The following is a 23974-nucleotide window of genomic DNA, read 5'->3' on the forward strand; positions in this document are numbered from 1 at the left end:
TCGCGGTCGGGTGGTCAGTGGGTCACCCTCGGGTCCGGTGCGCTGTGGGCGTGCCGGTAGGCCAGTGGTGACAGGCCCAGATACGTGTGGAAGTGCTTGCGGAGGGCGACGGGGTCGCCGAAGCCGCAGGCGGTGGCGATCCGCGCGACCGTCAGGTCGGTCGACTCCAGCAGCAGGCGCGCGTGCGCCAGCCGACGCTGCGCCAGCCACTTCAGCGGGCTGCTGCCCACCTCGCTGCGGAACCGCCGGGTGAAGGTGCGCACGCTCATGTGCGCGTGCCGGGCCATGTCCTCCAGGGTGATCGGCTCGGCCAGCCGGTCCAGCGCCCACTGCCGGGTCGCCGACGTGGAACGATTGGTGTCCTTCGGGACCGGGTGTTCGATGAACTGCGCCTGCCCGCCCTCGCGCCAGGGGGCCACCACGCAGCGTCGCGCGGCGGCTGAGGCCACCGCCGCCCCGTGGTCCAGGCGGACCAGGTGGAGGCACAAGTCGATGCCGGCCGCTCCGCCGGCGGACGTCAGGATGCGCCCGTTGTCGACGAACAGCACGTCCGGATCGACCTCGACGTCGGGGAACAGCCGCGCCAGTGCGTCACACAACGCCCAGTGGGTGGTGGCTCGGCCTCCGTCCAGCAGGCCGGCCGCCGCGAGCAGGAAGGCCGAGGTGCACAGGCTGACGATGCGGGTCCGCGGCCCTATCCGGTCCAGCGCCTCGGCGAGTTCCTCGGGAAGCCCGCCGGTCGCGAGCAGGTGCTCGCTGGGCTCCTGCGTGGCGATTACGACGGTGTCCGCGGTCTCCAGCAGCGACTCGTCGTGGTCGACGACGATCCGGTAGTCCTCGTGCGTGCGTACCGGTCGGCCGCCGAGGGAGCAGGTGCTGACGGAGTACAGGCGCGTCCCGTCCGGTTCGCAGGCCTCGTTGAAGACTCGGGCGGGGATGCCCAGGTCCAGCGGCAGGACTCCGTCGAGGGCAAGGACGGCAATACGGTGCGGCATGGCCCGAATAGTACGACAGGTGGCTCCCCGGCCACTCGCCAGCCTCCGCGACCACACGCCACCCTTGCTGTTGCTGGGACAACGGTCCGGCGAGAGAAGGAACAAGACGGACATGAGCGAGGACACCATGAGCGGGCACACCATGCGGGCTGTCACCATCGGGGAGTTCGGCGGGCCGGAGGTACTGACGGTCGCGGAGGTCGCGCGCCCCGAGCCGCTGCCGACCGAGGTGCTGGTACGAGTGCACGCCGCCGGCGTCAACCCGGTGGACTGGAAGACCCGCGAGGGCAACGGCATGGCAGGGCTGCAGACGTTCCCGCTGATCCTGGGCTGGGACGTCTCCGGTGTGGTCGAGGAGGTCGGTTTCGGCGTCACCACGCTCGCACCCGGGGACGAGGTGTACGGCATGCCATGGTTCCCGCGCGCCGCGAACGCCTATGCCGAGTACGTGACCGCACCGGCCCGCCAGTGGGCCCGCAAGCCGGCCACCCTCGACCACGTGCACGCGGCCGCCGTGCCGCTCGCGGCACTGACCGCCTGGCAGACCGTGGCCGAAACCGCCGACGTGCAGTCCGGCCAGCGCGTCCTGATCACGGCCGCCGCCGGCGGGGTGGGCCACTTCGCGGTCCAGTTCGCCCGTCACCTGGGCGCCCAGGTGATTGCCACCGCCGGCGCCGCCCGCCACCCCTGGCTCAAGCAACTCGGCGCCGACGAGACCATCGACTACTCGTCCACCCGCTTCGAACACGCCGCCGACGCGGTCGATGTCGTCATCGACCTGGTAGGCGACGCGCATGACCGGACGAGCACCCGCTCACTGGAGGTCCTGCGCCCGGGCGGCCTGCTGGTGGCCGTCCCGGCCGGCGTCTCCCCGGAACTGGCCGCGGCCGCCCGGGCGGCCGGCGTGCGGGTCACTCCCTATCTGGTCGAGCCGGACGGCACGGCGCTGACCACGATTGCGGGCCTGATCGACGCCGGCGAGGTCGTCGTCGAGGTGGCGGAGACCTTCCCGCTCGAGCAGGCCGGCGCGGCCCACACCCGCGGCGAGGCCGGCCGCACACGCGGCAAGCTCGTCCTGACCGTCGCCGACTGACTCCGTCGGGGCCAGCCCGGACGCCGCGAGGAGTGGGTGCGCTGCATGGAGGACATGGTCATCCTCTTCCAGGCATCTCTGGGAACGCCCCCGCCTGCGCAATCGAGCCTCAGCACGCGCTCTCGCGCGACCCCGGTGACACAGACCCGGTGCTGCGGGCACGGCTGGATGCTGGCCCCGATCGACGCGGCTTCGCCGCAACATGCGGATGCCCGTGGTGAGCGTGACGCTAGGGAAGGTAGAGACCGCACTTCCCTGGAGGTAGCCGTGCTTGCCGGCGTTTCGCGAACATCGGGACCTGCACCGACCGAGACCCCAGAAGGCGAGTCCTCGACGGGCTCCGGGATCTCCTTTCACGACCCGGTCTACCGCCACGACCAGTGGTGGACGTGGGTCGGGCTTTCGGCGGTTGCGCTCATCGCCATCTGCACGGCCGGATTCATGGTCGCGCGGCTGTTCCCCGTCTAGGGCCGACACCCGGCCGACCGCAGCAGCGCCACCAGCACGTCGTGGGCCCGCAGCACCTCCTCGCGCGGGTGGTTGGGGAACGATACCGAGGAGATCTCCGCCAGCCGCTGCAGGTCCGCGACCAGACCGTCCATCAGGCCCTCGATCCGGGCCACGAGTTCGGGCCGTGCCATCGGCTGTGCGTTTCGCCCAGGGAGACGGTGCGGCTCGTGTCCGCAGCGGCTTCTCGTACCGCCGTCGTTCGCGTGAAAGGCGGGTGCGGCTGCCCGCGACAGGCGGACGGAAGCCGAGATTCCGCCGTTCAGCGGCGCGACCCCGCAGGAGCCGGGGCTGACTCGGCGGGGCGTGCGCAATAGGGTCCACGCCGTCCGGGTCGCTGCGGTCGCGCGTCCTTGCCTGCCTTCCGGGTCGCTGGCGCGCGAGCGGTGGCGTCAGTCCGATGGCGCATCCGGGGCGCGGTCGGTGGTTGGCGGTGGTGTGCTGGAGGCGATGACCGCCGCGGCCGATGGGGCCGGGGCCGCTGTGGCGGGCGGACGGTGCGGTTCTGACGGAGCGGAGGCTCGTCGTGGCGAAGGCTTATCTGGTGGGTGCTGGGGTGGCGTCGTTGTCGGCCGCGGCACTGCTGATCCGGGAGGGGCGGTTCGCCGGGACCGACATCACGATCCTGGAGGCGCAGGACCGGCTCGGCGGCAGCCTGGACGCCGCCGGCTCGCCGGACGCCGGTTACACCATGCGTGGCGGGCGGATGTTCGAGCTGCACTTCGAGTGCACGTACGACCTGCTGAGCTCGATCCCGTCGCTGGACGACCCGAACAAGTCGGTCACCGAGGACACCTTCGCCTTCCACGAGGACTTCGCCTGGAACGACAGGGCCCGCCTGGTCGACTCCGCGGGAAGTCCGGTCGACGCCCACTCGATGGGCTTCTCCGAGCGCAACCGCCTGGACCTGGTCGCATGTGTGGGCACACCCGAGAAGCGGCTGGACGGCAAGCGCATCTCGGACTGCTTCACCGAGGACTTCTTCACCACGAACTTCTGGTACATGTGGTGCACGACCTTCGCGTTCGAGCCCTGGCACTCGGCGATCGAGTTCCGCCGCTACCTGAACCGGTTCGTGCACCTGTTCAAGACCTTCGACACCATGTCGGGCATCTACCGCACCCGCTTCAACCAGTACGACTCGATCGTGCGCCCGCTGCTGGCCTGGCTGAAGGACCAGGGCGTCAACGTCCAGCAGAACACCACCGTCACCGACCTCGAACTGGCCCCGGACGACGACATCACCGTGACCTCCATCGCCTGCGTGCGCGACGGCGCCCGCCAGGACATCCCGGTGGCCGCAGAGGACCTGGTGTTCGTGACCAACGGATCGATGACCGCCAACTCCACCCTGGGCAGCACCGACACCCCGGCCGTGCTGGACGCCTCCGCCCCCGACGCCTCATGGCGGCTGTGGGAGACGCTGGCGGTGAAGCGGCCCGGCATGGGCGACCCGGCCGTCTTCGACACCTCCGTCAAGGACTCCACCTGGGGCTCGTTCACCGTCACCACCAAGGATCCGACCTTCTTCAAACTGATGGAGGAGTTCTCGGGCAGCCCGGCCGGCAAGGGCGGCCTGATCACCTTCAAGGACTCCCAGTGGCTGCTGACCATCGTCCTGAACCATCAGCCGCACTTCCACGAGCAGCCCGCCGACACCTTCGTGTGGTGGGGCTACGCCCTGTTCCCCGACAGGACGGGCGACCACGTCGCCAAGCCGATGGCGCAGTGCACCGGCCGTGAGATCCTCACCGAGGTCATGGGCCACCTGCACTTCGCGCAGGGCGAGCAGATCATCGAGTCCTCGATCGTGCGCCCGGCGATGATGCCCTACATCACCAGCCAGTTCCTGGTCCGCAAGACCGGGGACCGCCCCCGGGTGGTCCCGGCCGGCTCCACCAACCTCGCCTTCATCGGCCAGTACGCCGAGGTACCCGACGACGTCGTGTTCACCGTCGAGTACTCCGTGCGCACCGCCTGGGCCGCTGTGGCGGAACTGCTCCACCTCGACAGGCAGCCCCCGCCGGTCTACAAGGGCGGCCACGACCCCAAGGTCCTCCTGGAAGCCCTCCACACCATGCACCGCCACTGACCGCGGGCTCCGCGTCACGTGGTGAGGCGGGCGAAGGCGACGATGTTGCCGAGGTAGCGGTGGGTGGCGGAGTCGTAGCCGTTGCCGCAGGTGATGAGGCTGAGTTCCGGGGCGCTGGAGAGGGAGTAGACCTGGCCGGTGGGGAAGGCGCTGTCGGTGTAGGCCGCGATGCGGGTGACGGTGAAGACAGCGGTGCTGCCGTCCTGGCGGTCGATGAGGATGTGATCGCCGGGGCGGAGTTGGCCGAGGCGGTAGAGGACGGCGCGGCCGGTGGGGGTGTCGACGTGTCCGAGCAGGACGGTGGTGCCGGAGGCGCCCGGGGCGGGTGAGTAGCGGTACCAGCCGATCCGGTCAGCCTGGCGGTAGGACGGCACGGCGATCTGGCCGTCGGCGGCCAGGCCGAGGACGGTGGTCAGGGCGTCGACACCGATCGCGGGGATGCGGACGCGTTCGGGGGCTGAGGCGGGCAGCGGCCCGCGTCCGTCGACGGAACGGGCCAGGGCCGCGGAGGGGGGCGGCTGAGGGGCCGTCTGGAGGCCGCCGTGGGCGGCCATCCAGATCAGCAGCGCGCCCACCGCTCCGACGAGCAGAGCGTTATGGCGCTTGCGGCGCTGCGGGTCGTCAGTGGGCGCGGCCATGACCGCCCGCGTGAGGTCGTGCCCGCCACCAGGCCGCGGCGCCGCCCAGGAGCAGCAGGGCGCCGAGGATGGCGAGGGCCGGGTTGGTGCTGCGGGTGATGCTGCCGCCGGCGCCGGTTGCGATGTGGCCGCTGGAGGGCGGAGCGCCCATCACCGTGAGGCTGCCGGTCACTGTGCCGCCGCCGGCGCAGGTGACTACGACGGGGTAGGTGCCGGCCAGGGCCGTCGATGTGACGGTGGTGGTGCCGGACAGCAGACTGCCGCCGCCGGAGGCGGGGGAGAGCGGCGCATCGGCGCTGAAGGCAGTGGAGGAGCCGATGCCGCCGGTGCCCTTGCAGCCGGAGACGGTGAGGGTGAGCGCGGCCCCGGCGCGGGCCGGGTCCGGCTTGACGCGCACGCCCGCTGCGGGAGTGGCGGACGGGCTCGTGCTCGCGGAGGGGGAGGCGCTCCCGCTCGCAGAACTGCTCGGCCTCGCAGAGGCGCTCGGGCTCGCGGGGGTGCCGGTGGTCCGGCTGGAACTCGTGCTTGTGGCGGGTGATGAACCGGCGGAGGAGACCGCGGCGGTGAGGTCCTGAGGGGAGCCGCAGGCGGGCAGCACGGCGAACGTGGCGGCCAGAAGTGCCGCCCCGAGCGCCGCACGGCGTCGTGCACTGACACGGGAGTGCAGGTGCGCATCCATGTGGAGGGCCTCCCACGGCGCTACAGCTGTCAACGGTCCCTCAGAGGGTTCCAGTCGCGCGGACGCGGCGGCAAGACGTCGGTCGGCCTCCCTCGGAAGCTTGGCAGTCGGGGGCTCGATGCCTCTGCCGATCTGCTGGTAGCCTCCATCCACTCGCGGACGCACGGGTGTTCGTGTCGGGGGAGGGCTGCGCCGTGGGCTACGTGTACACCTTCGATCTGTCGCCTGAGGAGGTCGAGGGCCTGCTTGCGGATCCTGGGAAGTCCTCCGGCTTCCTGGCCGCGCTGAAGCGGAAGACGCTCGCAGCCGCAAAAGCCAGGATTGTCGAGCGGAGCACCGGACCGACGACGGTGGAGCTCTTCGAGACAGGCCTGCGGCTGACCGACCCGCGCGCGGTGCGCGAACTCCGTTGGGCGGACGTGCACTACGTCATGGAGCGCCCAGGTGTGTGGAGCACGCAGGACGTCGCGCACGGCGTCGTGCTCATCCCCGGATCCGCCGTGCCCGAGAGCGAACGGGCCGCGTTGGCGCAGCAACTGCGCGCCTGGGTCGGTGCGAAGTACAAGGTGCGCGAAGGCGGGATGGTCGGAGCCGGCTGACGCCGGGACCGCTCGGCGCAGTGCGCCACAGGGGGCCGTCGGCCAGCCCTCGGGGGATCGAACGGGTTCGGAACGACCGGGGCGAGCGACCGATCGGGCTGTCGGGCGCCGTCGATTGGCTCTGGACCTGATGGTGGCGATCGTGCGAAGTCTTGCTCGACCTCCGCGCCCTGCGCGCCGACAACGGCTTCGACGCCTGCCGTGGCGACAGCCGTCGTTCTCGTCCCGAACCGGTCCCGCGTCACCTGATTCCGGGCCCGGAATGCGCCCGGACAAGGTTGAGGCCGGCCACTCTCCAGTGCTCCCGGTCGGGCAGTTGGTCGTCTCGGCGCCAGCGCCAGGCGGAGAACATCGCCCAGCTCAGGGCGCGGCACTGGGCGATCAGGCGGGGGTCGGCGCCCTCGTAGTACTTCGCCACTTCTTCGGGCGCATGGGCGAGGTCGAACTCGATCGGCCCGCGGCAGCAGGTGGCGAGATCGATGAAGAGCGGCCCTCTGCGCGTGTTGAGCAGGTTGCCCGGATGCGGCTCGCCGTGCAGCAACTGGTCGCTGACGTTCCCGGCGCCGATCGCGGCGCTCAGTCCACTGAGAGTGCCGCTGAGGAGTTCCCGGTCGGACTCGGCCAGTTCGGGGGACCTCTCCCGGTCGTCGACCTCTGCGAGTGCGAGGGCGACCCGATCGGTGACATGCGGTGCGTCCAGATCGATCCGGCGCAGGGCGGCATGGTGGTGCAGGAGTGCGTCCGCGTACTCGGCCGGCGTGATCTCCGGTTCCGTCGGTTCGTAGTAGGTCCAGAGCGAGACGGCGAAAGCGTCACGCACAAAGACGCGCGGTTCCACCCGGGGATCGAGCTCGGCCACCGGAGCGCCGACGTCGGCAAGACGACGGGCGATGTCTACTTCGAACTCGGAGCCGGTCAGGTGCCCCGAAGGTGCAACCCGCGCCAGGACATCGCAGGGGACCAGGCGCAGCGCGACGCGGTCCGAATTCTGGATGACGACCACATCGTCGACCTGAAGGCCCAACTCCGCAGCGGTCGCCCGTCCCGCCTCGACCGCGCGGTGGAGTTCCAGCGGCTCCATTGCATCCTCCATCGTTGTTCAGTACGCGGACACTTCTGTGGAAGACAGCTGTGCCGCCATCATTCTGGCGAAGACCCCCGGAGGCCCAACCCTGAGCATGGCCGAGCACCTGGACGCCGCCGGCTCGCCGCCCCTGGGACAGGCCACGTCCCGCCCGTCGAATACGGGCAGGACGCAACCGCAACCTGAGATCTCTACCGAACTCGGAGGGGGTCACGCCGAGGCGTTGGCGAAATAGTCCTGATCGGTCGGCAACCTTTCGGCGTCGTGCGGCAACTGGTCGGTGAAAGGCGTGGGTGAGCGCGGTCAGCTCGCCACGCCGAAGCACTCACACACTCCGATCGGGAGCCGATACCGTGTCACCTGACGACCCGACACCAGCCGCGCAGATGGTGCCCCGGGGCCGCACACATCGTCGCAGCCGTCTCCGCCGCCGCATCGTGGCGGGCACAGTTGCGTCTCTGCTGGCCGCGGCCGGCGCGAGCGCGTTGGCGCTCGCGGCGAGCGCCGAGCCGTCCGTCGCCATCAACGTCGACGCCGGCACCTCACTGGGCACAGTGCCCCGCGGCGGTGTCGGCCTCAACACGGCCGTCTACGATCCGAACATGACCGATGCCACCGCGTCGTCCCTGATCAAGGCCGCCGGCATCCGCGAGTTGCGCTACCCCGGCGGCTCCGTCGCGGACGGCTACCACTGGCAGACCCACACGTTCAGCGGCGGCGGCAGCTGGGCGGCGCCCGGCACCGATTTCGACCACTTCATGGCCATGACCAAGAAGATCGGCGCCCAGCCCATCCTGACCGCGAACTACGGTTCCGGTACCCCGCAGGAGGCCGCCGCCTGGGTCAAGTACGCCAACGTGGACAAGCACTACGGGGTCAAGTACTGGGAGATCGGCAACGAGGTCTACGGCAACGGCCACTACGGCAACGGCTGGGAGGGCGACACCCACGCCGACAAGAGTCCGACGGAGTACGCGCACAACCTGGTCGCCTACGCGAAGGCGATGAAGGCCGTGGACCCGACGGTGAAGATCGGCGCGGTGCTCACCACGCCGGGTGGTTTCCCGGACGGGGTGACCGCTCCCGGCGACAGCGCCGACTGGAACCACACGGTGCTCTCCATCGCGGGGTCCTCCATCGACTTCGTCATCGTCCACTCGTACCCGGGCGGCAAGACCACGGCCGACCTGCTCAGGACTCCCGCCCAGGCCGCCGGTGTCACGTCCGCCCTGCGCTCGCTGATCGCCGCCTACGCGGGTTCGCACGCCGCTTCGGTGGAGATCACAGTCACGGAGACCGATGGCGACTTCTCGCCTGCCAAGACCAGCCAGGCGGCGGCCCTGTACGCGCCGGACGCCTACATGAGCTGGCTCGAGCACGGCATCGTCAACGTCGACTGGTGGGACCTGCACAGCGGCATGGGCACTGCCCCCAGCACCGTCGACGGCCAGACCGACTACCACGACGAGGGCGTGCTCTCCAGCGGGAGCTGCGTCGGCGGCCAGTGCGAGCCGGCGCGTGAGACGCCCTTCCCCACCTATTGGGGCATCCGCTCGCTGACCGCGCTGGCCCAACCCGGCGACACCATGGTCAAGGCCACTTCGGGCAACCCCTCGGTCGCCGTGCACGCGGTGCGCAGCGCCAACGGCGGCCTGAACGTCATGCTGATCAACAAGGACCCGCGCAACGCGGCCCAGGTGTCGCTGTCCTACGCCGGGTACACCCCGGCCGCGGGTTCGGTCACCACCGTTTCGTACGCCCAGGGCGGCACCCGACTGGTCTCGGCGGCCAGGGGCACGGCGGCTGCGCAGTCGCTGCCGCCGTACTCGATCACCACTCTGCAGCTGAAGCCCGCCTCGGCCGCCACCGGTTCCAACACCCCGTCCTCCGTCGCCACCGCCGGCGCCGGTGCGGCGAGCCCCGGCTCGCCGGGCACGGCCGCACCGGTGGCCTCAGCCTCCGGCACGATCGGTACCCGGGCGCAGGCGTCCGCGGCCGGTGTGCCCGCTGAGTCCCCGGCGACGGCGAGTACCGCCGGAGGCCTGGCCTCCACGGGTATGAGCAACGCGGTCGTCTACAGCGCCGTCGCCGGCCTGCTGGCCGTCTGCACCGGCGGCGTCCTGGTGCGCCGCGGACGCCGCCGTAAGGCCGCCCACGGCCGATGACCCGGGCGCTGCCCGTCACTCCGGACGGTGAGGCACCGTCTGTCGCCGGGTGGCCGACGGGGTTCGGGGGCGGGAGCGCCGCAGTGCGCGGGCGGCTCAGGACTGCGGCGGCTCGGCGAGGTGCCAGACCTCGGGGATGTCGGACCAGCGGCTGCCGGCCGGGGCGTCGGGCCAGGGCTCCTGGCAGGGGTCGGTGAAGGTCCACCAGCGCTGGGACTCGGGGTCGGCCTTGATGGTGGCGAGGTCGGCCTCGAAGTCGTCGCCGTGGTACTCGTAGTAGGCGAACAGGGTGTCGCCGTGCAGGAAGATGCTGTAGTTGCGGATCTGCGCGGCGTGCAGGGCGGCCTCAACGGCCGGCCAGACGGCGCGGTGCAGGGCGAGGTACTCCTCGCGGTGCTCCGGGCGCAGCCGGGTGGTCTGGGCGATGCGCTTCATCGTGCTTCCTTTCGTGCCGGGTCGGTTCCCTGGGCCGGGGAAGGGGCGAGCCGGTACACGCGTTCCGCGTTGCCGCGCAGTACCGCCTCGCCGGGGGTCCGCGCGTAGCGGGCGAGCGCCTCCTGGACCAGGTCCAGCCAGGAGCGGTAGTCGGTGGCGAGCCGCATCACCGGCCAGTCGCTGCCGAACAGGCAGCGGTCGGGACCGAACGCGTCGAGCGCTTCGTGCAGCAGTGAGAGCGCGAACGCGGGCGGGGTGTCCGGCCCCAGTTCGGTGGCCAGGCCGGAGAGTTTGCAGACCACGTTCGGCTGCTCCGCCACCTGGCGCAGGTCCTGGGACCAGGCGCCGCGGGCGTCCGGACGGGGTTTGCCGAGGTGGTCCAGGACGATCGTGGTCTGCGCGCAGGCGGCGGCCAGGCGCGCCAGCTCGGGGAGTTGGTGGTATCGGACGCAGGCGTCGAACGGCAGGCCCGCGTCGCCGAGCAGCCGGATGCCGTCGCGCAGGTGCGTGTCCTCGGTGAAGCCGGGTGCCTCGTCCTGGATGTTGCGGCGCACTCCGACGACGAACGGGTCGGCCGCGTACCTGCGGATCGCCTCGCCGGCCTCGGCGGGGCGATCGAGCGGGATGTGGGCAACGGCGCCGCGGATCCAGGGGTGGCGTGCGGCTTGACTGCGGACCCACTCGATCTCGTCCGCGGCGTGCGTCTCGTCCCGTCCGGCCTCCATGAAGACCATTTCCACGGCCTCGGGACGGACGAGGGCGAAGTCGTCGGCGGTGAAGGGCCGGTTGAGTTCGGGAGACCCCTCCAGCCACGGGTAGGCGAGGTGCCGCGGATCCCACAGGTGGACGTGGCAGTCGAGGATCGAGGGCGTTGCGGGGCCGGTCATCGCGATCCCCCTGCGCTCGGACCGTCGGACGGCTGGTCGAACGGGGTGCGGTAGGAGGCGGGGCGGGTGCGCAGGTCCAGTTGGAGGGTGAGTCGTATCCGGGTCGAGTGGGGGAGGAGGACGGTCAGCCAGGGCCCGTCCACCGTGTGGGCTTCGGAGGTCTCCTCGACCGGTTCGGTGTGGCCGTAGTCGTAGAGGTCGCCGATCCAGGCGTCGTCGCGGCTGCGGGTGTGGCGGACGCTGCGGATGGTGTGCTCCGCGAACGCGCCCGCCTGGACGATCAGTGTGCGGTCCTCGGTCGGATCGAGGTTCACCAGCTCCACCACCGTCGCCTGCGGGTCGATGCTGGAGACCAGGGCCGCGACGGACGGCGGCAGGCCGGGGCGGCGGGAGTCGGCGTCGTAGTAGCGGACCCGGGCCTGCTGCAGCCCGCCGTTGTAGAGGACCTGCGGACCGCCCCAGGTCAGCTGCACCAGCGCTTCGGTGACCACCGGGTTCGACAGCTGCCACAGGTGGATGTCGGCCTCGGCGACCTCCAGGCCGCGGTAGCGCTCCATCCGCCGCAGGCGGTGCCGCACCTGGGCCTGGGCGGTGGCGAGGATGCGCTCGGGGTAGTCCGGGTCGTCGCCGCTGAGGAACGCGAACCAGCCCTCCTCGTGGTGCGCCTCCTCCTTGCTGCGGAACGGCCGCAGCGTGCGCCAGTCGATCCCGCTCGCCTCGCGCAGCCGCTCGATGCGGGCGCGGTCGGCCTGCTGGGCGGTGTGGTGCCACAGGGCGACGGGCACCGGCAGGGTCATCGGGTTGTAGTCGAACCAGCCCTCGTCGCCGCGCCGGAACGGGACGTGCAGGGTGGGCGTGTGCACGTCCTCGCGCAACTGCGCGACCCACTTGGACCGGAGGCTGGAGTCGGACTCGGCGAACGGCATCATCTTGCCGTGGGCGAACATCTCGTCGAGTGCGGGACGCACCAGGTCCAGGTAGGAGTCGTCGCCGGTGGCCTCGGCCGCGGCCAGGGCGGCCACCGTGGCCGCGTGTCCGACGCTGTGCCAGCCGTGCGGCCAGTTCCAGCCGTAGTGGCCTCCGTACGGGCGCCCTTCCAGCAGTCCGCCGACGGTGCCGTCGGGGGCGACGTTGTCCGGCAGCACGCCGCCGGCCGCCGCGGCGCGCTCGCGCCACGCGCCGACGTACTCGGCGATCCAGTCCCGGTAGCGGGCGTCGCCGGAGAGGATCAGTGCGTTGAGAACGAGTCCGCTGGCGGCGAGGTTGACCGCGGTGTCGCCCTGGCCCATGCGCCGGCGCATCTCCTCGCCCAGGCGCGGATCGCTCTCCAGCGGGGGATTCTCCCCGTCGGCGAGGATCCAGTCGAGGGGGAAGCCGTACATCCGGGCTTCCTGCGGCAGCCAGGGGTAGGAGTCGCCGTCGGCGAGGCCGGTGCGCTCGGGGTCGCTGCCGTTGTGCGGGCGGGTGATGATGCGGTGCTCGGGGTCGTAGTTGCCGTGTGCCGGGTCGACGTAGAGCTCGGCGAACCGCAGGGCCCGCCCGGTCCAGCGCTCCGGGGCGGCCATGCACAGGAAGTAGAAGAGCAGCAGGCTCTCGCTCTGGTGGAACCAGTCGTAGCCGCGCTCGTACTCGTCCTTGAGCATGCCCAGCTCGGTGAGCTGACGGGTCACGCCCTCCCAGTGGAGCTCGGACTGCGCCAGCAGGTCGTCCGCGCCGCCGAGCAGGTACAGCTGCGGCCAGTTGAAGAAGGTCTCGTAGAAGTCGTCCGCGCCGTCGCGCGTGGTCAGCCGCCCCTCGTAGTTCAGGCGTCCGTCGGGCCCGGTGAAGTCGCGGGCGAAGCGCCGCCAGACCTGGTCGAGCAGGTCGAACAGCTGGCGCTGCGCCGTCGCCCAGCCCGGCGGTTCGAGCAGTGGTACCGAGGCCGTGATGACGGGGTCCATGGGGCGGTTCTCCGTTTCGAGCAGTGCGGCACCCGCGCCCGGCGGCGGTGCCGCGGGCGTAGTGACGCGATGGGGACGTGTCGTGGTGACGTGCCGCGCGGTGGCGGTCGCTCAGTCCTTGGTGGCGCCGGCCAGCATCCCGGCGATCAGGAAGCGCTGGGAGAAGAGGAAGACCACGAGCACGGGGGTGATGGCCAGCAGGGTGGCGAGGGCGAGCTCCGGCCGTTGGACGGCGAGCGAACCCACCGTCGGGTTGAACTGCGGCACGTCGTCCAGCAGGGTGCCGAGGCCCACCTGGACCGGGAACTGGTTGCTCTGCGGCAGCAGCACGTACGGCAGGAAGTAGTTGGTCCAGTTGGCGACGAAGCTGAAGAAGCCCACGAGCGCCACGACGGGTGTGGCCAGCGGCAGCGCGATGCGGCGGAAGGTGCCGAACTCCGAACAGCCGTCGAGGCGGGCGGCCTCCAGCAGGGACCTGGGGATGGCCGTGCTGAAGTAGATGTAGGCCAGGTAGACCCCGAAGGGGTAGAACGAGTAGGGCAGGATGACCGACCACATCGAGCCGATCAGGTGTACCGCGTTCATCTCCAGGAACAGCGGGACCACGAGCGTGGCGCTGGGCATCAGCATGACCACGAGCGTCGCCACCAGCAGGGTGTGCCGGCCGCGGAACTCGGTCAGGGCCAGGGCGTAGCCGGCCGGGACGACCACCACGAGGGTGATGACGAGCGCGAGGAAGGTGTAGAGCGCGGAGTTGCGCAACCACAGCATGACTGTGTCGCCCTGGTACCCCGTCAGCGCGTCCCAGTTGGCCCGCAGCGCGTGCCAGGAGCCGAACGAGAGCGGGTTGGCGTGCACGAGCTGGTCGTCGGTCTTCGTCGCCGCCAGCAGCAGCCAGATCACCGGTAGCACGAAGAAGACCGCGAAGAGCAGCAGCACCAGGGCGGGCAGCGGGTTCTTCGAGCGACGCCGTGCGCGTCGGGGCCGCTCACGGCGTGCCCCGGGCGGCGCGGGGGCGGACGGCGCGGGGGTGCGGTAGTCAGTCGACATCGAAGAACCCCGATCTGGAGACGAACACCGCGGCGGCGACGAGTCCGAGCAGGAGCAGTTCGACCGAGACGGAAGCGGCCGTGTTGACGTTGTTGTTCTGGAAGGCGAAGTCGTAGGAGAGCTGGTTGGGCGAGTAGTCCCGCCCCGCCACTCCGACGCTCGCCTGCGAGAGCAACTGCGGCTCGACGAACAGCTGCGTGCCCCCGGCGAAGGCGAGGATGCACATGTAGACGATCCACTTGCGCAGCATCGGGATCTGGATGCGCCGAGCGGTCTGCCAGGCGCCGGCGCCGTCGATGCGTGCGGCCTCCAGGATGTCCGTCGAGATGTTGTTGAGCGCGCCGTACATCACCAGGATCCAGCCTCCCGCGCCGGTCCAGAACGCGATCAGGGTGAACAGGAGCGGCAGCCCGCCGGGGGCGACCACCTGGTCGAAGGTGGCCAGGCCCAGCGCGCGCAGCAGGAAGGCGACCGGACTGACCGTCGGGTCGAGGACGAACAGCCACACCATGACGCTCGCGGCCCCGGCCAGCGCCCCGGGGATGTAGAACAGGAACCGCAGGGCCTTGCTGACGCGCCGGGACGCGAGGCGGTGCAGCAGCAGCGCCAGGCCGATGACGAGGACCACCAGGGAGAGCAGCCAGAGCACGAGGTAGAGCGCCACGTGTCCGACGGCCGGCAGGAAGCGGAAGTCGGCCGCCGCGTCGGTGAAGTTGGAGAACCCGGCGAAGGTGTTGCCGGCGTTGGTGAAGGCGAAGTAGATCGCGTAGCCGGTGGGGACGACCCCGAAGGCGATCAGGAGTGCGACGTAGAGGGCGACGAAGCCGTGCCCGGCCCGGCCGGGCCAGAGCGTGCGCCGCGTGGCGCGCTCCGACTCGGCCCGGTTGCGTGCGGAGATGCTCACTGGCTGACCTTGTATCCGTCGGACTTGGCGTAGTTCGCGATCGAGGTCTGCCAGGCGGGGAGCAGCGAGACGATGCTCTTGCCCGCCGTCATGCGCGGGGTGACGGTCGCCGCCCAGATGCTCTCCTGGCTGTACTGGCCGTAGCCCCAGCCGGGCCAGACCTGGTTCGCGGCGGCTTGCAGCGTCGGGGAGATGTCATTGGCGTAGTACCCGGACGTGCTCTGGGCCGTCAGCCAGGCCTTGGCCGCCGCCGAGTAGGCCGGGTAGCCGGGGGCGAGCTTGCCCTGGTAGTCGTCGGAGGTCGTCGCCCAGGTCAGGAACGCGGTCGCGGCCTTGAGGTTCTTGCTGTGCGCGGAGAGCAGCCAGGTGCCGCCGCCGACGTTGCCGACCGAGGGGCTGCTGTCACCGGCCCACTGCGGCATCGGCGCGACCGCGATCCGGCCCTTGGGGGTCTTGAAGGTGCCCTCGAACAGCGCGCCGCCGAACCAGGACGGGCCGGGCAGCATCAGGACCTTGCTCGCGTCGTTCTTGGCGAAGTCCGTGCTGAACACGCTGCTGGTGGACATGGTCTTCGCCTTGACGAGGGTGTCCAGCAGCGAGGCCATCCTGGTGCACTGGGCGCTGGTGGTGTTCACCGTGACCGCCTTCGGGCCGGTGATCTGGTTGGCGCCGCACTTGGCCGCCCACATGTAGATCTCCGGGGCGAAGGTGTCGCCGGCCGAGCCGACGATGTATCCCGGGTGCTCCGTGGCGACCTTCTGGCCCAGGGCCTGGAACTGCTCCCAGGTGGCCGGCACCTGATAGCCCCACTGCTTCATCAGTGCGGCGTTGTACCACAGCACCGTCTGCGACAGGTCGTTGCGCAGGCAGTAGACCGTCCCGTCGACGGTGCACGGCGCGTTGGCGCCGGTCGCCCACCCGTCCAGGGTGGACTGCGGTATCAGTCCCTTGTTCAGCGGAGCGGCGAACTTGGACTGGACGGCCCAGGTGGTCTCGTTGTTCTGGGAGCTGAAGACCACGTCCGGCCAGCCGCTGCCGGTGCGGTTGAAGAGGCTGACCTTGGTCTGCAGGTAGTTCGAGCCGTTGGCGTCCCCGTCGTAGGTGACGATCTTCATCTTCACCTGGGGGTTCTGCTGCTGGTACAGCTTCGCCGCGGCCAGTCGGGTCGCGTCCACCCACACGGTGATGGGGCCGTCGCCCTGAGCCGCGGGCTTGAAGCTGGCGGTCCCGCCCGCGGTCCCGCCGGAGCCCCCGCCGCAGGCGGTGGCGGCGCCGAGAGTGAGAGCGACCATCGCGGTGGCGAGAGTGGCGCGTGCGCGGCCGCTGTGCTCTCTGTTCGCGCCGGCCGCTGGGGATGTGCGTGTCATGAGGACTCCACTGCGTCGGGGTGCGCACGTCTCCGACCGGACCGGTGGGCGTGGCAATCGAAATGTGTATGACTCAACGCGCGCCCGCTGCTGCTGCCGCGGGGGAGTGACGTCGGCCGACCAGCAGGTGGTTCGCCGTGATGTGTCATGAGACCGGGAAGGGAGTCGGTGCGTCAAGAGGATGAGCGGGCCTATTTCCAGCACATTGCGGCTGCGTGTCCTGGACTCCGGGCATCGTGCGAGGTGAGAGGCCGATGCTGTGACCCCTTGCCGAAATGAATCGTACTTATGTAAGGTCGGCAGCCAGGTCGAGGGACGCTCTTCCGTGACGGAGGGAATCTGGTCATGCTGAACGTGGCCCAGGCAGAGGAGGAACACCCGGTGGACGGCGCGCCAGCAGAGACGGCATCGGACCCGCGACCGGGTGAGCCGGTGACGAACGGCGCCCCCTACCGGCCCGGTTACGAGGTCGTCGCCGAGCAGATCCTCAAGCTCATCGCCGAGCGGCAGCTGCGACCGGGCGACCGGATGCCGACGGAGCACGAGCTGGGCTCGTCGCTCGGCACCAGCAGGACGGTCGTGCGCGAGGCGGTGAAGATCCTCTCGGCCATCGGCCGGGTCAGTGCCCAGAAGGGCCGTGGTCTCTACGTCGCGGACGACGAGGGCATGCTCGGCGCCTCGCGCTGGGGCGGGTTCTTCATGCCGACCGACCTCGACCAGATCTTCATGCTCTTCGAGTTCCGCCGGGTGCAGGAGACGGCCGCCAGCCGACTCGCCGCGACCCGCGCGACCCCGGCAGAGCTGAGAGCGATCAAGGACGCCATGGACCTCTGCCGCCACGGGCACGAGAGCGGCCGCGACCGGCTCTTCGACGAGGGCGACGACGCCTTCCACCTCGGCATCGCCGAGGCCTCGCACAACCCGTTCCTCGTCGCCTCCGTCCGCGAGGCCCGGCGGCTGCAGCGGCAGGCCAGCACCATCGGCATGCACGGGGCGGTCGGCGACCACGCCAGGGACGCGGTCGCCGAGCACGCCGCCATCTACGGCGCGATCCGCGACGGCGACCCGGAGGCGGCGGCGGAGGCGACGTGCGTGCACCTGGACAAGACCCTTGAGGAGTACCGGCGCGAGATCCAGCGCCGCGTGTTCGGCTCGGGCACGTCCGAACAGCGCTGACCTCTCGGGCGGCGTGTACCGGTATCCCCAACCGCAGACCACCGCAGGCGAGCCGCGGCACGTCCGCGAGCCGTGCCGCGGCCCCTTCCTGACACCGCACGCGCCCTTCCGCCACCGCACGCGCACAGAGAGGACTTCCACGTCCCCATGAGTACTTTCGCGGTCTCCTACACCGCCGCCCGGACCCTGACCGCAGGGTCCGCCGACACGGCCCCGCCCGGCCCGGGCGAGGTCGAGATCCAACCCGCCTACGTCGGTATCTGCGGCACCGACCTGCACATCTTCCACGGACACATGGACGCGCGCGTCAAGACGCCCGCCGTGCTCGGCCACGAGATGTCCGGCCGGGTCCTGCGGGTCGGGCCCGGAGTCCGGGCCTGGCAGCCGGGCGACGCCGTCACCGTGATGCCGCTGCGCTGGGACGGCACCTGCCCGGCCTGCCGCCGGGGCCACCAGCACGTCTGCCAGAACCTGGACTTCATCGGCATCGACTCGCCGGGCGCCATGCAGTTGCGCTGGACCGTCCCGGCCGAGACGCTCGTCGCCCTGCCGCCCGGCCTCCCACTGGACGAAGCCGCCCTGGTCGAGCCGACCGCCGTGGCGGTGCACGACGTCGCGCGCGCCCAGGTGACCGACGGGGAGAAGGTGGTGGTTGTCGGCGGCGGCCCCGTCGGTGTCCTGATCGCGCTCGTCGCCCGGGCGGCGGGAGCCGACGTGCGGGTGGTCGAACTGTCCTCCAGCAGGCGGCGGATGGCCGGCGGACTCGGCCTGACCGCCTGGGACCCGGTCGCCGACGACGTCCCCGCGCTGGTGTCCGCCTGGACCGAGGACGCAGGTGCGGATGTCGCTTTCGAGGTCTCCGGTGCGGCGGCCGGAGTCACGACCGCCGTGGACGTGCTGGCGGTGCGCGGCCGGCTGTGCCAGGTGGCCATCCACCCCGTGCCCCGCGAGGTGAACCTGCACCGCTTCTTCTGGCGCGAGATCACCCTGGTCGGCGCGCGTCTGTACGACCGGGACGACTTCGAGAAGGCCGTGGCCCTGGTGGCCGACGGCACGATCCCCGTCAAGTCGCTGATCTCCTCGGTGGTGCCGCTGACCGAGGCGACCGCCGCCTTCGAGGCGCTGGAAGGCCGCGCCGACGTCATGAAGATCCTGCTGGACTGCTCAGCCGCGGCGGCCGGGGGTGCGGAGTGAACGCCTTCGATCTCACCGGCAAGCTGGCCGTGGTCACCGGCGCCAGCCGGGGCATCGGCCGCGCGATGGCCCGCGCTCTGGCCGAGGCCGGCGCCGACGTGGTCGGCGTCAGCGCCAACCTGGAGGAGAGCGGCAGCGACGTCGAGAAGGACGTCACCGCGGCGGGACGGTCCTTCGAGGCGATCCGGGCCGACTTCGCCGACCCGGCGGCCGTCGCAGCCCTGGGCCGCGAGTTGGCCGAGCGGACCCGGCCGGTCGACATCCTGGTCAACAACGCCGGCACCATCCGGCGCGCCCCGGCCGCCGACCATCCCGCCGCGGACTGGGACCTGGTGCTCCAGGTCAACCTCACCGCCCAGTTCGCCCTCGCCCAGGCGGTCGGCGCGGCCATGGTCCGCCGCGGCCACGGAAAGGTCATCTTCACGGCCTCGCTGCTGAGCTTCCAGGGCGGCATCACCGTGCCCGGCTACACCGCCGCCAAGCACGGCGTCGCCGGTCTCACCAAAGCCCTCGCGAACGAGTGGGCCGGCTGCGGCGTGAACGTCAACGCGATCGCCCCCGGCTACATCGCCACCGACAACACCCAGGCACTGCAGGACGATCCGGCACGCAGCGCCGCCATCCTCGACCGCATCCCGGCGGCGCGCTGGGGCGCCGCCCAGGACCTCGCCGGGGCCACCGTCTTCCTGGCCTCACCCGCGTCCGACTACGTCCACGGCATCGTGCTGCCCGTGGACGGCGGATGGCTGGGCCGATGATCGGCGTCCCGAGGACTCGGTGCGGCCGGACGCGTTCACGAAAGGCATCCCACCCATGCGGACCACCACGCTCGGGCGCAGCGACGTCGCCATCAGCGAACTCGCCTTCGGCGCCGCCGCGATCGGCAACCTCTTCGCAGCAGTCACGGACGAGGAGGCGCTGGCCGCGGTCGACGCCGCCTGGGACTCCGGCGTCCGGTACTTCGACACCGCACCCCACTACGGACTGGGTCTGTCCGAACGGCGCCTGGGCGCGGCGCTGGCCGACCGCCCGCGCGAGCAGTTCACCGTCTCCACCAAGGTGGGTCGCCTGTTGCGCCCAAAGGACGCACCGGTCGGCAGCGACCTCGTCGACGGTTTCGACGTCCCGGACACGCACGAGCGGGTGTGGGACTTCAGCGCCACCGGCGTGCGCCGGGGCATCGAGGAAAGCCTCGTCCGGATGGGCCTGGACCGGATCGACATCGTCTACCTGCACGATCCCGACCACCACGAGGAGCAGGCCTTCGGCTCCGCCTACCCGGAGCTGGAGCGCCTGCGTGCCGAGGGCGTGGTCGGCGCGATCGGTGCGGGCATGAACCAGACCCGGATGCTGGACCGCTTCGTGCGGGAGACCGACGTCGACGTGGTGCTGCTGGCCGGCCGCTACTCGCTGCTGGACCAGAGCGGCCTCGCTTCGCTGCTCCCGGAGGCCGCCCGTCGCGGCGTCTCCGTAGTGGTCGGCGGCGTCTTCAACTCCGGTCTGCTGGCCGACCCCAAGCCCGCCGCCACGTTCGACTACGCCCCGGTGCCCGCCGACGTCCTGGAGCGCGCCCTGCGCCTCAAGGCGCTGTGCGAGGGAACCGGCGTGCCGCTACGGGCCGCTGCCCTGCAGTTCCCGCTCGGCCACCCCGCCGTCGCAGGTGTGCTGGTGGGGGCGCGCAGCGCGGTCGAGGCCCGCGACGCTGCGGCGATGGCCGAGCTGGACGTCCCGGCGCAACTGTGGCGCACCCTGCGCACCGAAGGCCTGCTGCCCCGGGATGTCCCGCTGCCGACCGCCGCCCGGACGAACGCTGGGTCCTGACGCCGATCGGCCGTCACCGGGCCGGTCGGAAGTACATCCTGGGATCGCACGGCGACCAGGAAGGGACGCGAGAGTGGACGAACCCGACGACGAAGTCGCCCTGGACGGCGGCCGGATCACCGCCGGCGTGGTGCGGGTGGGAGCGACCGTGCGCCGTCCCGCCGCCCACTCCTCCGCGTTCACCGCCCGGCTGCTGCTGCACCTGGAGGCTGAGGGCTTCGACGGAGCACCCCGCTATCTGGGCCGCGACAGGCAGGGCCGCGACGTCCTGCAATACCTGCCAGGGACGGTGCCCGCCCGCTTCCAGCGCTGGAGCGACCACCAGGTCGGCGCGGCCGGCGCACTGCTGCGCCGGTTCCACGACGCCACCCGTGGCAGCACCCTGGCCCAGGGGCACGAGGTGGTGGTCCACGGCGACCCGGGTCCGAACAATGCCGTCATGTCAGCGGACGGCACACCGACCGCGCTGATCGACTTCGACGGTGCGGCGCCCGGCCCCGCGCACCGGGACCTCGCGTACATGCTCTGGACCTGGGTCCTGTCCAGCCGTCCGGATTCCTGGCCGGTCCAGGCGCAGGCCGCGCAGATGAAGGTGATGGCCGACGCCTACGGCGCCGGCCACAGCGACCGTGCGCTGCTGGTGGAGGCGATGCTGCAACGGCAGCAGGACAACGCCCGCTGGTGGCGGGAGCAGGCGGCGGCCGGACCTGGACCTCGCGGAGCCACGGTCGAGGAGATGGCCGACCGCGCCGCGTGGTCCGACCGCGAGCGCGCGTTCACCCAGGCCAACCGCCAGGCCTGGGAGACCGCCCTGTTCGTGTGAGCTCCGCGGCGCCCTGCATTCGCCGACCGGATCCCGGTCGACTCAACCTGGGGGACGCGTCATTCGTCTCGTGCCTGCCGCGGATCCACGCGGTGTCCCTCAGCCCGCGAGAAGGTCGACATCGCCGTCGAACTGCCAGAGGGGGTTCGGCGCCGCCTTTCCCGCGCTGACGATCAGGAAGTAACCGTTCACCTGTACCGGGCCGTCCCCGTCGGCGGTGTAGCGCCCGTTCGCGGTGACATTGAGCTGGTAGACGGCCTGGGCGGTGGCGTTGTAGCCGGGGACGGTCCAGGAGACCGTGCAGCGCCAGTCGTTGCCCGATCCCTGTTGTGCGTCGAGCCCCTCGCTTTTGTCGCAGCTTGCGGAGGTCTGCAACTGGGCCTCGGTGACCGGCGGTTGGCGCAGCTGTGCTTGCTGGAACCGGTAGAGGTGGGCGAACGCGGTGGCCACCGACCTTTGCACCTTGTCCTGGGTGATGCCGGAACCGCTCGCCCCGGTCGCCACGGTGAGGACGCCGACGGTGGCGGCCAGCAGGCCGGCCAGCGGGAGGACGCCCCAGGTCAGCCCTCGGCGTCCGGCGCCGTCGTTGTTGAGATTGGTGAAGTCCCGTCGGAGGAAGAGCCGGTAGGCCAGTGCCGTCGCAGCGATCGCCCACCCGGTGCTGACCCCGACGGCGATGAGCAGCGGACCGAGTTGCCGGGGATCGGCGAAGAGGCCGTTCCAGGAGAGGAAGGCGTAACCAGGCAGCGCCAGACGTACCGCGACCGGAAGCGGCAGCAGCTGCGCCAGCTGCATCGCTAGGGCGGCGACCATGGGCAGGACCAGGCCCATCGGGGATCGTCCCAGGGCGATGGACCCGAGCAGTCCGATGGCCGCCAGGGCGAGCGTCGGCGCCACCACGCAGGCCCAGGCCAGCAGGGTGTCACCGGCCGCGTCGGGGCCGGTGATCAGGTGGCCGTCCAGCCCGACCAGCGGTCGGTTCCCCTCTGCGAGCAGTCCGCCGACGATGCTGGACACGGCCAGGCCCGCCATCAGCAGTCCGATCACGGTGAGGCCGGCGACGGCCTTGGCGGCGAAGACGCGCCGGTGCGAACGGACGGCGATGAGCAGGTGGCGCCAGGTGCCCAGCCGGTCCTCGGAGGCGAACACGTCGCCGGCCACCAGGGAGGTGAGCAGCGGCAGCGCCCAGGTGCCGGCGACGCCGAGCACCACCAACGGCCCGGCCCAGCCGGTGGCGTGCATCCACCGCCCGAACAGGGTGTCCGACGGCAGGGTGCTCTGCTGGTCGATCGCGAAGACCAGCAGGCCCGGCCCGAGCCAGCACAGCCCGATCAGCAGGCGTACCCGCCAGGCGGAGAACTGCTTGAGCAACTCGAAGCGGACGATGCGGGCGACGGGGACCGGGCGCCCGCCCGCTGTCCCGGCCTCGGCCTCGACCCCCGTTCCGGCCCCGGCCCCGGCTCCGGCTCCGCCCCCGCTCCCGGGTGCGGGGGCGTTGGTGAGGGACGTGGTCATCGGTGGTCCTCCTGCTCGGTGAGGGCGAGAAACGCGGCTTCCAGCGGTGAGACGAGGGGCGTCAACTCACGCAGGGCGATGTCCTCGCGTACCAGGTGGGCCACGAGTCCGTCCACGGAAGCCACTCTCGCCCGTACGACGATCGCGTCGGTGTCCGGTCGCGCCGGGGTGCCCCGGCCGTCGACGAGGGCTACGCCGGGGGTGGCGGCCGCGACGGCGCGAGCGGCGGACGGATCCGAGGCGCGGAGCCGGTAGTCGAGTTCCTGGTTGTCGTCGGAGAGCTTCGACACCGGACCGGCGAAGACCACCCGCCCGTTGGCCAGGATGGTGACCTCGGAGCACAGTGCTTCCAGATCGTCCATCCGATGGCTGGACATGACGATCGTGACGCCTTCGGCGGCCAGTCGGCCGAGCACGCCGTGCACGTCCTTCTTGCCGACCGGGTCCAGGCCGTTGGACGGCTCGTCGAGGACCAGCAGCCGCGGCTTGGTCAGGAGTGCTGCGGCCAGCCCCAACCGCTGGCGCATGCCCAGGGAGAAGCCGCGGACTCTGTCGTCGGCGACGTCGGCCAGCCCGACCTGCTCCAGGGCCTCCTCGGCGCCTGCGGCAGTCGCCTCGTCGGGGCGCAGGGCGACGAGTGCGGCAAGGTTCTGCCTCGCGGTGAGGGTGGGATAGAGTCCGGGCCCGTCCACGAACCCCGACACGCCGCGGGGCGCTGCCGACCCGCGTCCCACCGGTGCGCCGAGGACCTCCAGACTTCCCTCGTCGGCGGCGGCCAGGCCCAGCAGAAGGCCGAGCAGCGTGGTCTTGCCCGCGCCGTTCGGGCCGACCAGGCCGTGGATCTGTCCTTGCGTCATGCTCACATCGATGCGATCGAGCGCGACGACGTCACCGAAGACCTTGGTGATGCCGCGGCCCCTGACTGCGACGGGGGTGTCCATCCATCTGTCCATTCCTCAGCCGGCGCTCAGCTGATACGTGACGGGCTCTGGCCGTGGACGCGGCGCCGG

Annotated in this window: 23 protein-coding genes; 10 read left to right on the forward strand and 13 right to left on the reverse strand. The window is 71.2% G+C overall.

Translation table 11 applies throughout. The features are described 5' to 3' along the window. Positions 1–14: 14 nt before the first annotated feature. Positions 15–995, reverse strand: a complete 981-nt coding sequence (locus tag TR46_RS00120; RefSeq protein WP_042391670.1) for a GlxA family transcriptional regulator — start codon at positions 993–995, stop codon at positions 15–17. Between the two features lie 127 nt (positions 996–1122). On the opposite strand from TR46_RS00120, the gene TR46_RS00125 reads away from it, so the two are divergent. After that, positions 1123–2088, forward strand: coding sequence for an NADP-dependent oxidoreductase (locus TR46_RS00125; RefSeq protein ID WP_042392131.1), 966 nt, complete (start codon positions 1123–1125; stop codon positions 2086–2088). Positions 2089–2552: 464 nt separating this feature from the next. On the opposite strand, the gene TR46_RS42010 is transcribed toward TR46_RS00125, so the two are convergent. Beyond that, a complete protein-coding gene (locus tag TR46_RS42010) occupies positions 2553–2729 on the reverse strand; it encodes a hypothetical protein (protein ID WP_161790077.1) in 177 nt (58 codons plus the stop codon). A gap of 392 nt (positions 2730–3121) precedes the next feature. Here TR46_RS42010 and TR46_RS00135 point away from each other — a divergent pair, with 392 nt between their 5' ends. Continuing rightward, on the forward strand, positions 3122–4687 hold the full coding sequence (locus TR46_RS00135; RefSeq protein WP_042392133.1) for an oleate hydratase: 1566 nt from the start codon (positions 3122–3124) through the stop codon (positions 4685–4687). A 14-nt stretch (positions 4688–4701) separates the two neighbouring features. On the opposite strand, the gene TR46_RS00140 is transcribed toward TR46_RS00135, so the two are convergent. Then, positions 4702–5325, reverse strand: a complete 624-nt coding sequence (locus TR46_RS00140) for a class F sortase (protein ID WP_052432459.1) — start codon at positions 5323–5325, stop codon at positions 4702–4704. Beyond that, the gene (locus tag TR46_RS37620; RefSeq protein ID WP_052432460.1) at positions 5309–5722 is read right to left on the reverse strand and encodes a hypothetical protein; all 414 of its coding nucleotides are present in this window, start codon (positions 5720–5722) and stop codon (positions 5309–5311) included. Before TR46_RS37620 ends, TR46_RS00140 begins: the two co-directional genes overlap by 17 nt. A gap of 28 nt (positions 5723–5750) precedes the next feature. On the opposite strand from TR46_RS37620, the gene TR46_RS42015 reads away from it, so the two are divergent. Both TR46_RS42015 and TR46_RS00150 read left to right on the forward strand, forming a co-directional pair. Next, complete coding sequence (locus TR46_RS42015; protein ID WP_161790078.1) at positions 5751–5900, forward strand: hypothetical protein; 150 nt, start codon at positions 5751–5753, stop codon at positions 5898–5900. 298 nt (positions 5901–6198) lie between these two features. Further along, positions 6199–6603 carry a hypothetical protein gene (locus tag TR46_RS00150; protein ID WP_152626235.1) on the forward strand — a complete coding sequence of 135 codons (405 nt, stop codon included), beginning with the start codon at positions 6199–6201 and terminating at the stop codon, positions 6601–6603. Positions 6604–6844: 241 nt separating this feature from the next. Here TR46_RS00150 and TR46_RS00155 read toward each other — a convergent pair whose 3' ends face one another. Continuing rightward, a complete protein-coding gene (locus TR46_RS00155) occupies positions 6845–7684 on the reverse strand; it encodes a phosphotransferase (protein ID WP_042391678.1) in 840 nt (279 codons plus the stop codon). Between the two features lie 440 nt (positions 7685–8124). Between TR46_RS00155 and TR46_RS00160 the strand changes: the two genes are divergently transcribed. Continuing rightward, complete coding sequence (locus TR46_RS00160; protein WP_042391680.1) at positions 8125–9852, forward strand: cellulose-binding protein; 1728 nt, start codon at positions 8125–8127, stop codon at positions 9850–9852. 96 nt (positions 9853–9948) lie between these two features. On the opposite strand, the gene TR46_RS00165 is transcribed toward TR46_RS00160, so the two are convergent. The 6 genes from TR46_RS00165 to TR46_RS00190 all read right to left on the reverse strand — a co-directional run bounded on the left by TR46_RS00165 (position 9949) and on the right by TR46_RS00190 (position 16435). Continuing rightward, entirely contained in the window at positions 9949–10287 is a 339-nt protein-coding gene (locus TR46_RS00165) for an L-rhamnose mutarotase (protein ID WP_042391684.1), read from the reverse strand. Next, positions 10284–11174, reverse strand: a complete 891-nt coding sequence (locus TR46_RS00170) for an amidohydrolase family protein (protein ID WP_042391686.1) — start codon at positions 11172–11174, stop codon at positions 10284–10286. The genes TR46_RS00165 and TR46_RS00170 overlap by 4 nt, the downstream gene beginning before the upstream one ends. Continuing rightward, positions 11171–13114, reverse strand: coding sequence for a DUF8034 domain-containing protein (locus TR46_RS00175; RefSeq protein ID WP_042391688.1), 1944 nt, complete (start codon positions 13112–13114; stop codon positions 11171–11173). Before TR46_RS00175 ends, TR46_RS00170 begins: the two co-directional genes overlap by 4 nt. Positions 13115–13225: 111 nt before the next feature. Beyond that, the gene (locus TR46_RS00180) at positions 13226–14164 is read right to left on the reverse strand and encodes a carbohydrate ABC transporter permease (protein WP_063770494.1); all 939 of its coding nucleotides are present in this window, start codon (positions 14162–14164) and stop codon (positions 13226–13228) included. Further along, the gene (locus tag TR46_RS00185; protein ID WP_084717653.1) at positions 14154–15068 is read right to left on the reverse strand and encodes a carbohydrate ABC transporter permease; all 915 of its coding nucleotides are present in this window, start codon (positions 15066–15068) and stop codon (positions 14154–14156) included. Before TR46_RS00185 ends, TR46_RS00180 begins: the two co-directional genes overlap by 11 nt. Continuing rightward, on the reverse strand, positions 15065–16435 hold the full coding sequence (locus TR46_RS00190) for an ABC transporter substrate-binding protein (protein ID WP_042391691.1): 1371 nt from the start codon (positions 16433–16435) through the stop codon (positions 15065–15067). Before TR46_RS00190 ends, TR46_RS00185 begins: the two co-directional genes overlap by 4 nt. A 345-nt stretch (positions 16436–16780) precedes the next feature. Between TR46_RS00190 and TR46_RS00195 the strand changes: the two genes are divergently transcribed. From TR46_RS00195 to TR46_RS00215, 5 genes are all read left to right on the forward strand, one after another. After that, positions 16781–17611, forward strand: coding sequence for a FadR/GntR family transcriptional regulator (locus tag TR46_RS00195; RefSeq protein ID WP_084717655.1), 831 nt, complete (start codon positions 16781–16783; stop codon positions 17609–17611). 147 nt (positions 17612–17758) lie between these two features. Continuing rightward, positions 17759–18805, forward strand: a complete 1047-nt coding sequence (locus TR46_RS00200; RefSeq protein WP_042391693.1) for a (R,R)-butanediol dehydrogenase — start codon at positions 17759–17761, stop codon at positions 18803–18805. Continuing rightward, a complete protein-coding gene (locus TR46_RS00205) occupies positions 18802–19563 on the forward strand; it encodes an SDR family oxidoreductase (protein ID WP_042391695.1) in 762 nt (253 codons plus the stop codon). Before TR46_RS00200 ends, TR46_RS00205 begins: the two co-directional genes overlap by 4 nt. A 55-nt stretch (positions 19564–19618) precedes the next feature. Next, on the forward strand, positions 19619–20626 hold the full coding sequence (locus TR46_RS00210) for an aldo/keto reductase (RefSeq protein ID WP_042391697.1): 1008 nt from the start codon (positions 19619–19621) through the stop codon (positions 20624–20626). A gap of 73 nt (positions 20627–20699) precedes the next feature. Further along, a complete protein-coding gene (locus TR46_RS00215) occupies positions 20700–21449 on the forward strand; it encodes a phosphotransferase family protein (RefSeq protein ID WP_042391699.1) in 750 nt (249 codons plus the stop codon). A 99-nt stretch (positions 21450–21548) separates the two neighbouring features. Here the strand turns inward: TR46_RS00215 and TR46_RS00220 are convergent, their stop codons facing one another. Both TR46_RS00220 and TR46_RS00225 read right to left on the reverse strand, forming a co-directional pair. Then, the gene (locus tag TR46_RS00220; protein ID WP_236655154.1) at positions 21549–22964 is read right to left on the reverse strand and encodes an ABC transporter permease; all 1416 of its coding nucleotides are present in this window, start codon (positions 22962–22964) and stop codon (positions 21549–21551) included. Next, positions 22961–23905: an ABC transporter ATP-binding protein gene (locus tag TR46_RS00225; RefSeq protein WP_042391701.1), complete on the reverse strand. Its 945-nt coding sequence runs from the start codon at positions 23903–23905 to the stop codon at positions 22961–22963. The genes TR46_RS00220 and TR46_RS00225 overlap by 4 nt, the downstream gene beginning before the upstream one ends. Positions 23906–23974: the final 69 nt, after the last annotated feature.

The sequence above is a fragment of the Streptacidiphilus carbonis genome (genome assembly GCF_000787775.1).
Classification (GTDB): domain Bacteria; phylum Actinomycetota; class Actinomycetes; order Streptomycetales; family Streptomycetaceae; genus Streptacidiphilus; species Streptacidiphilus carbonis.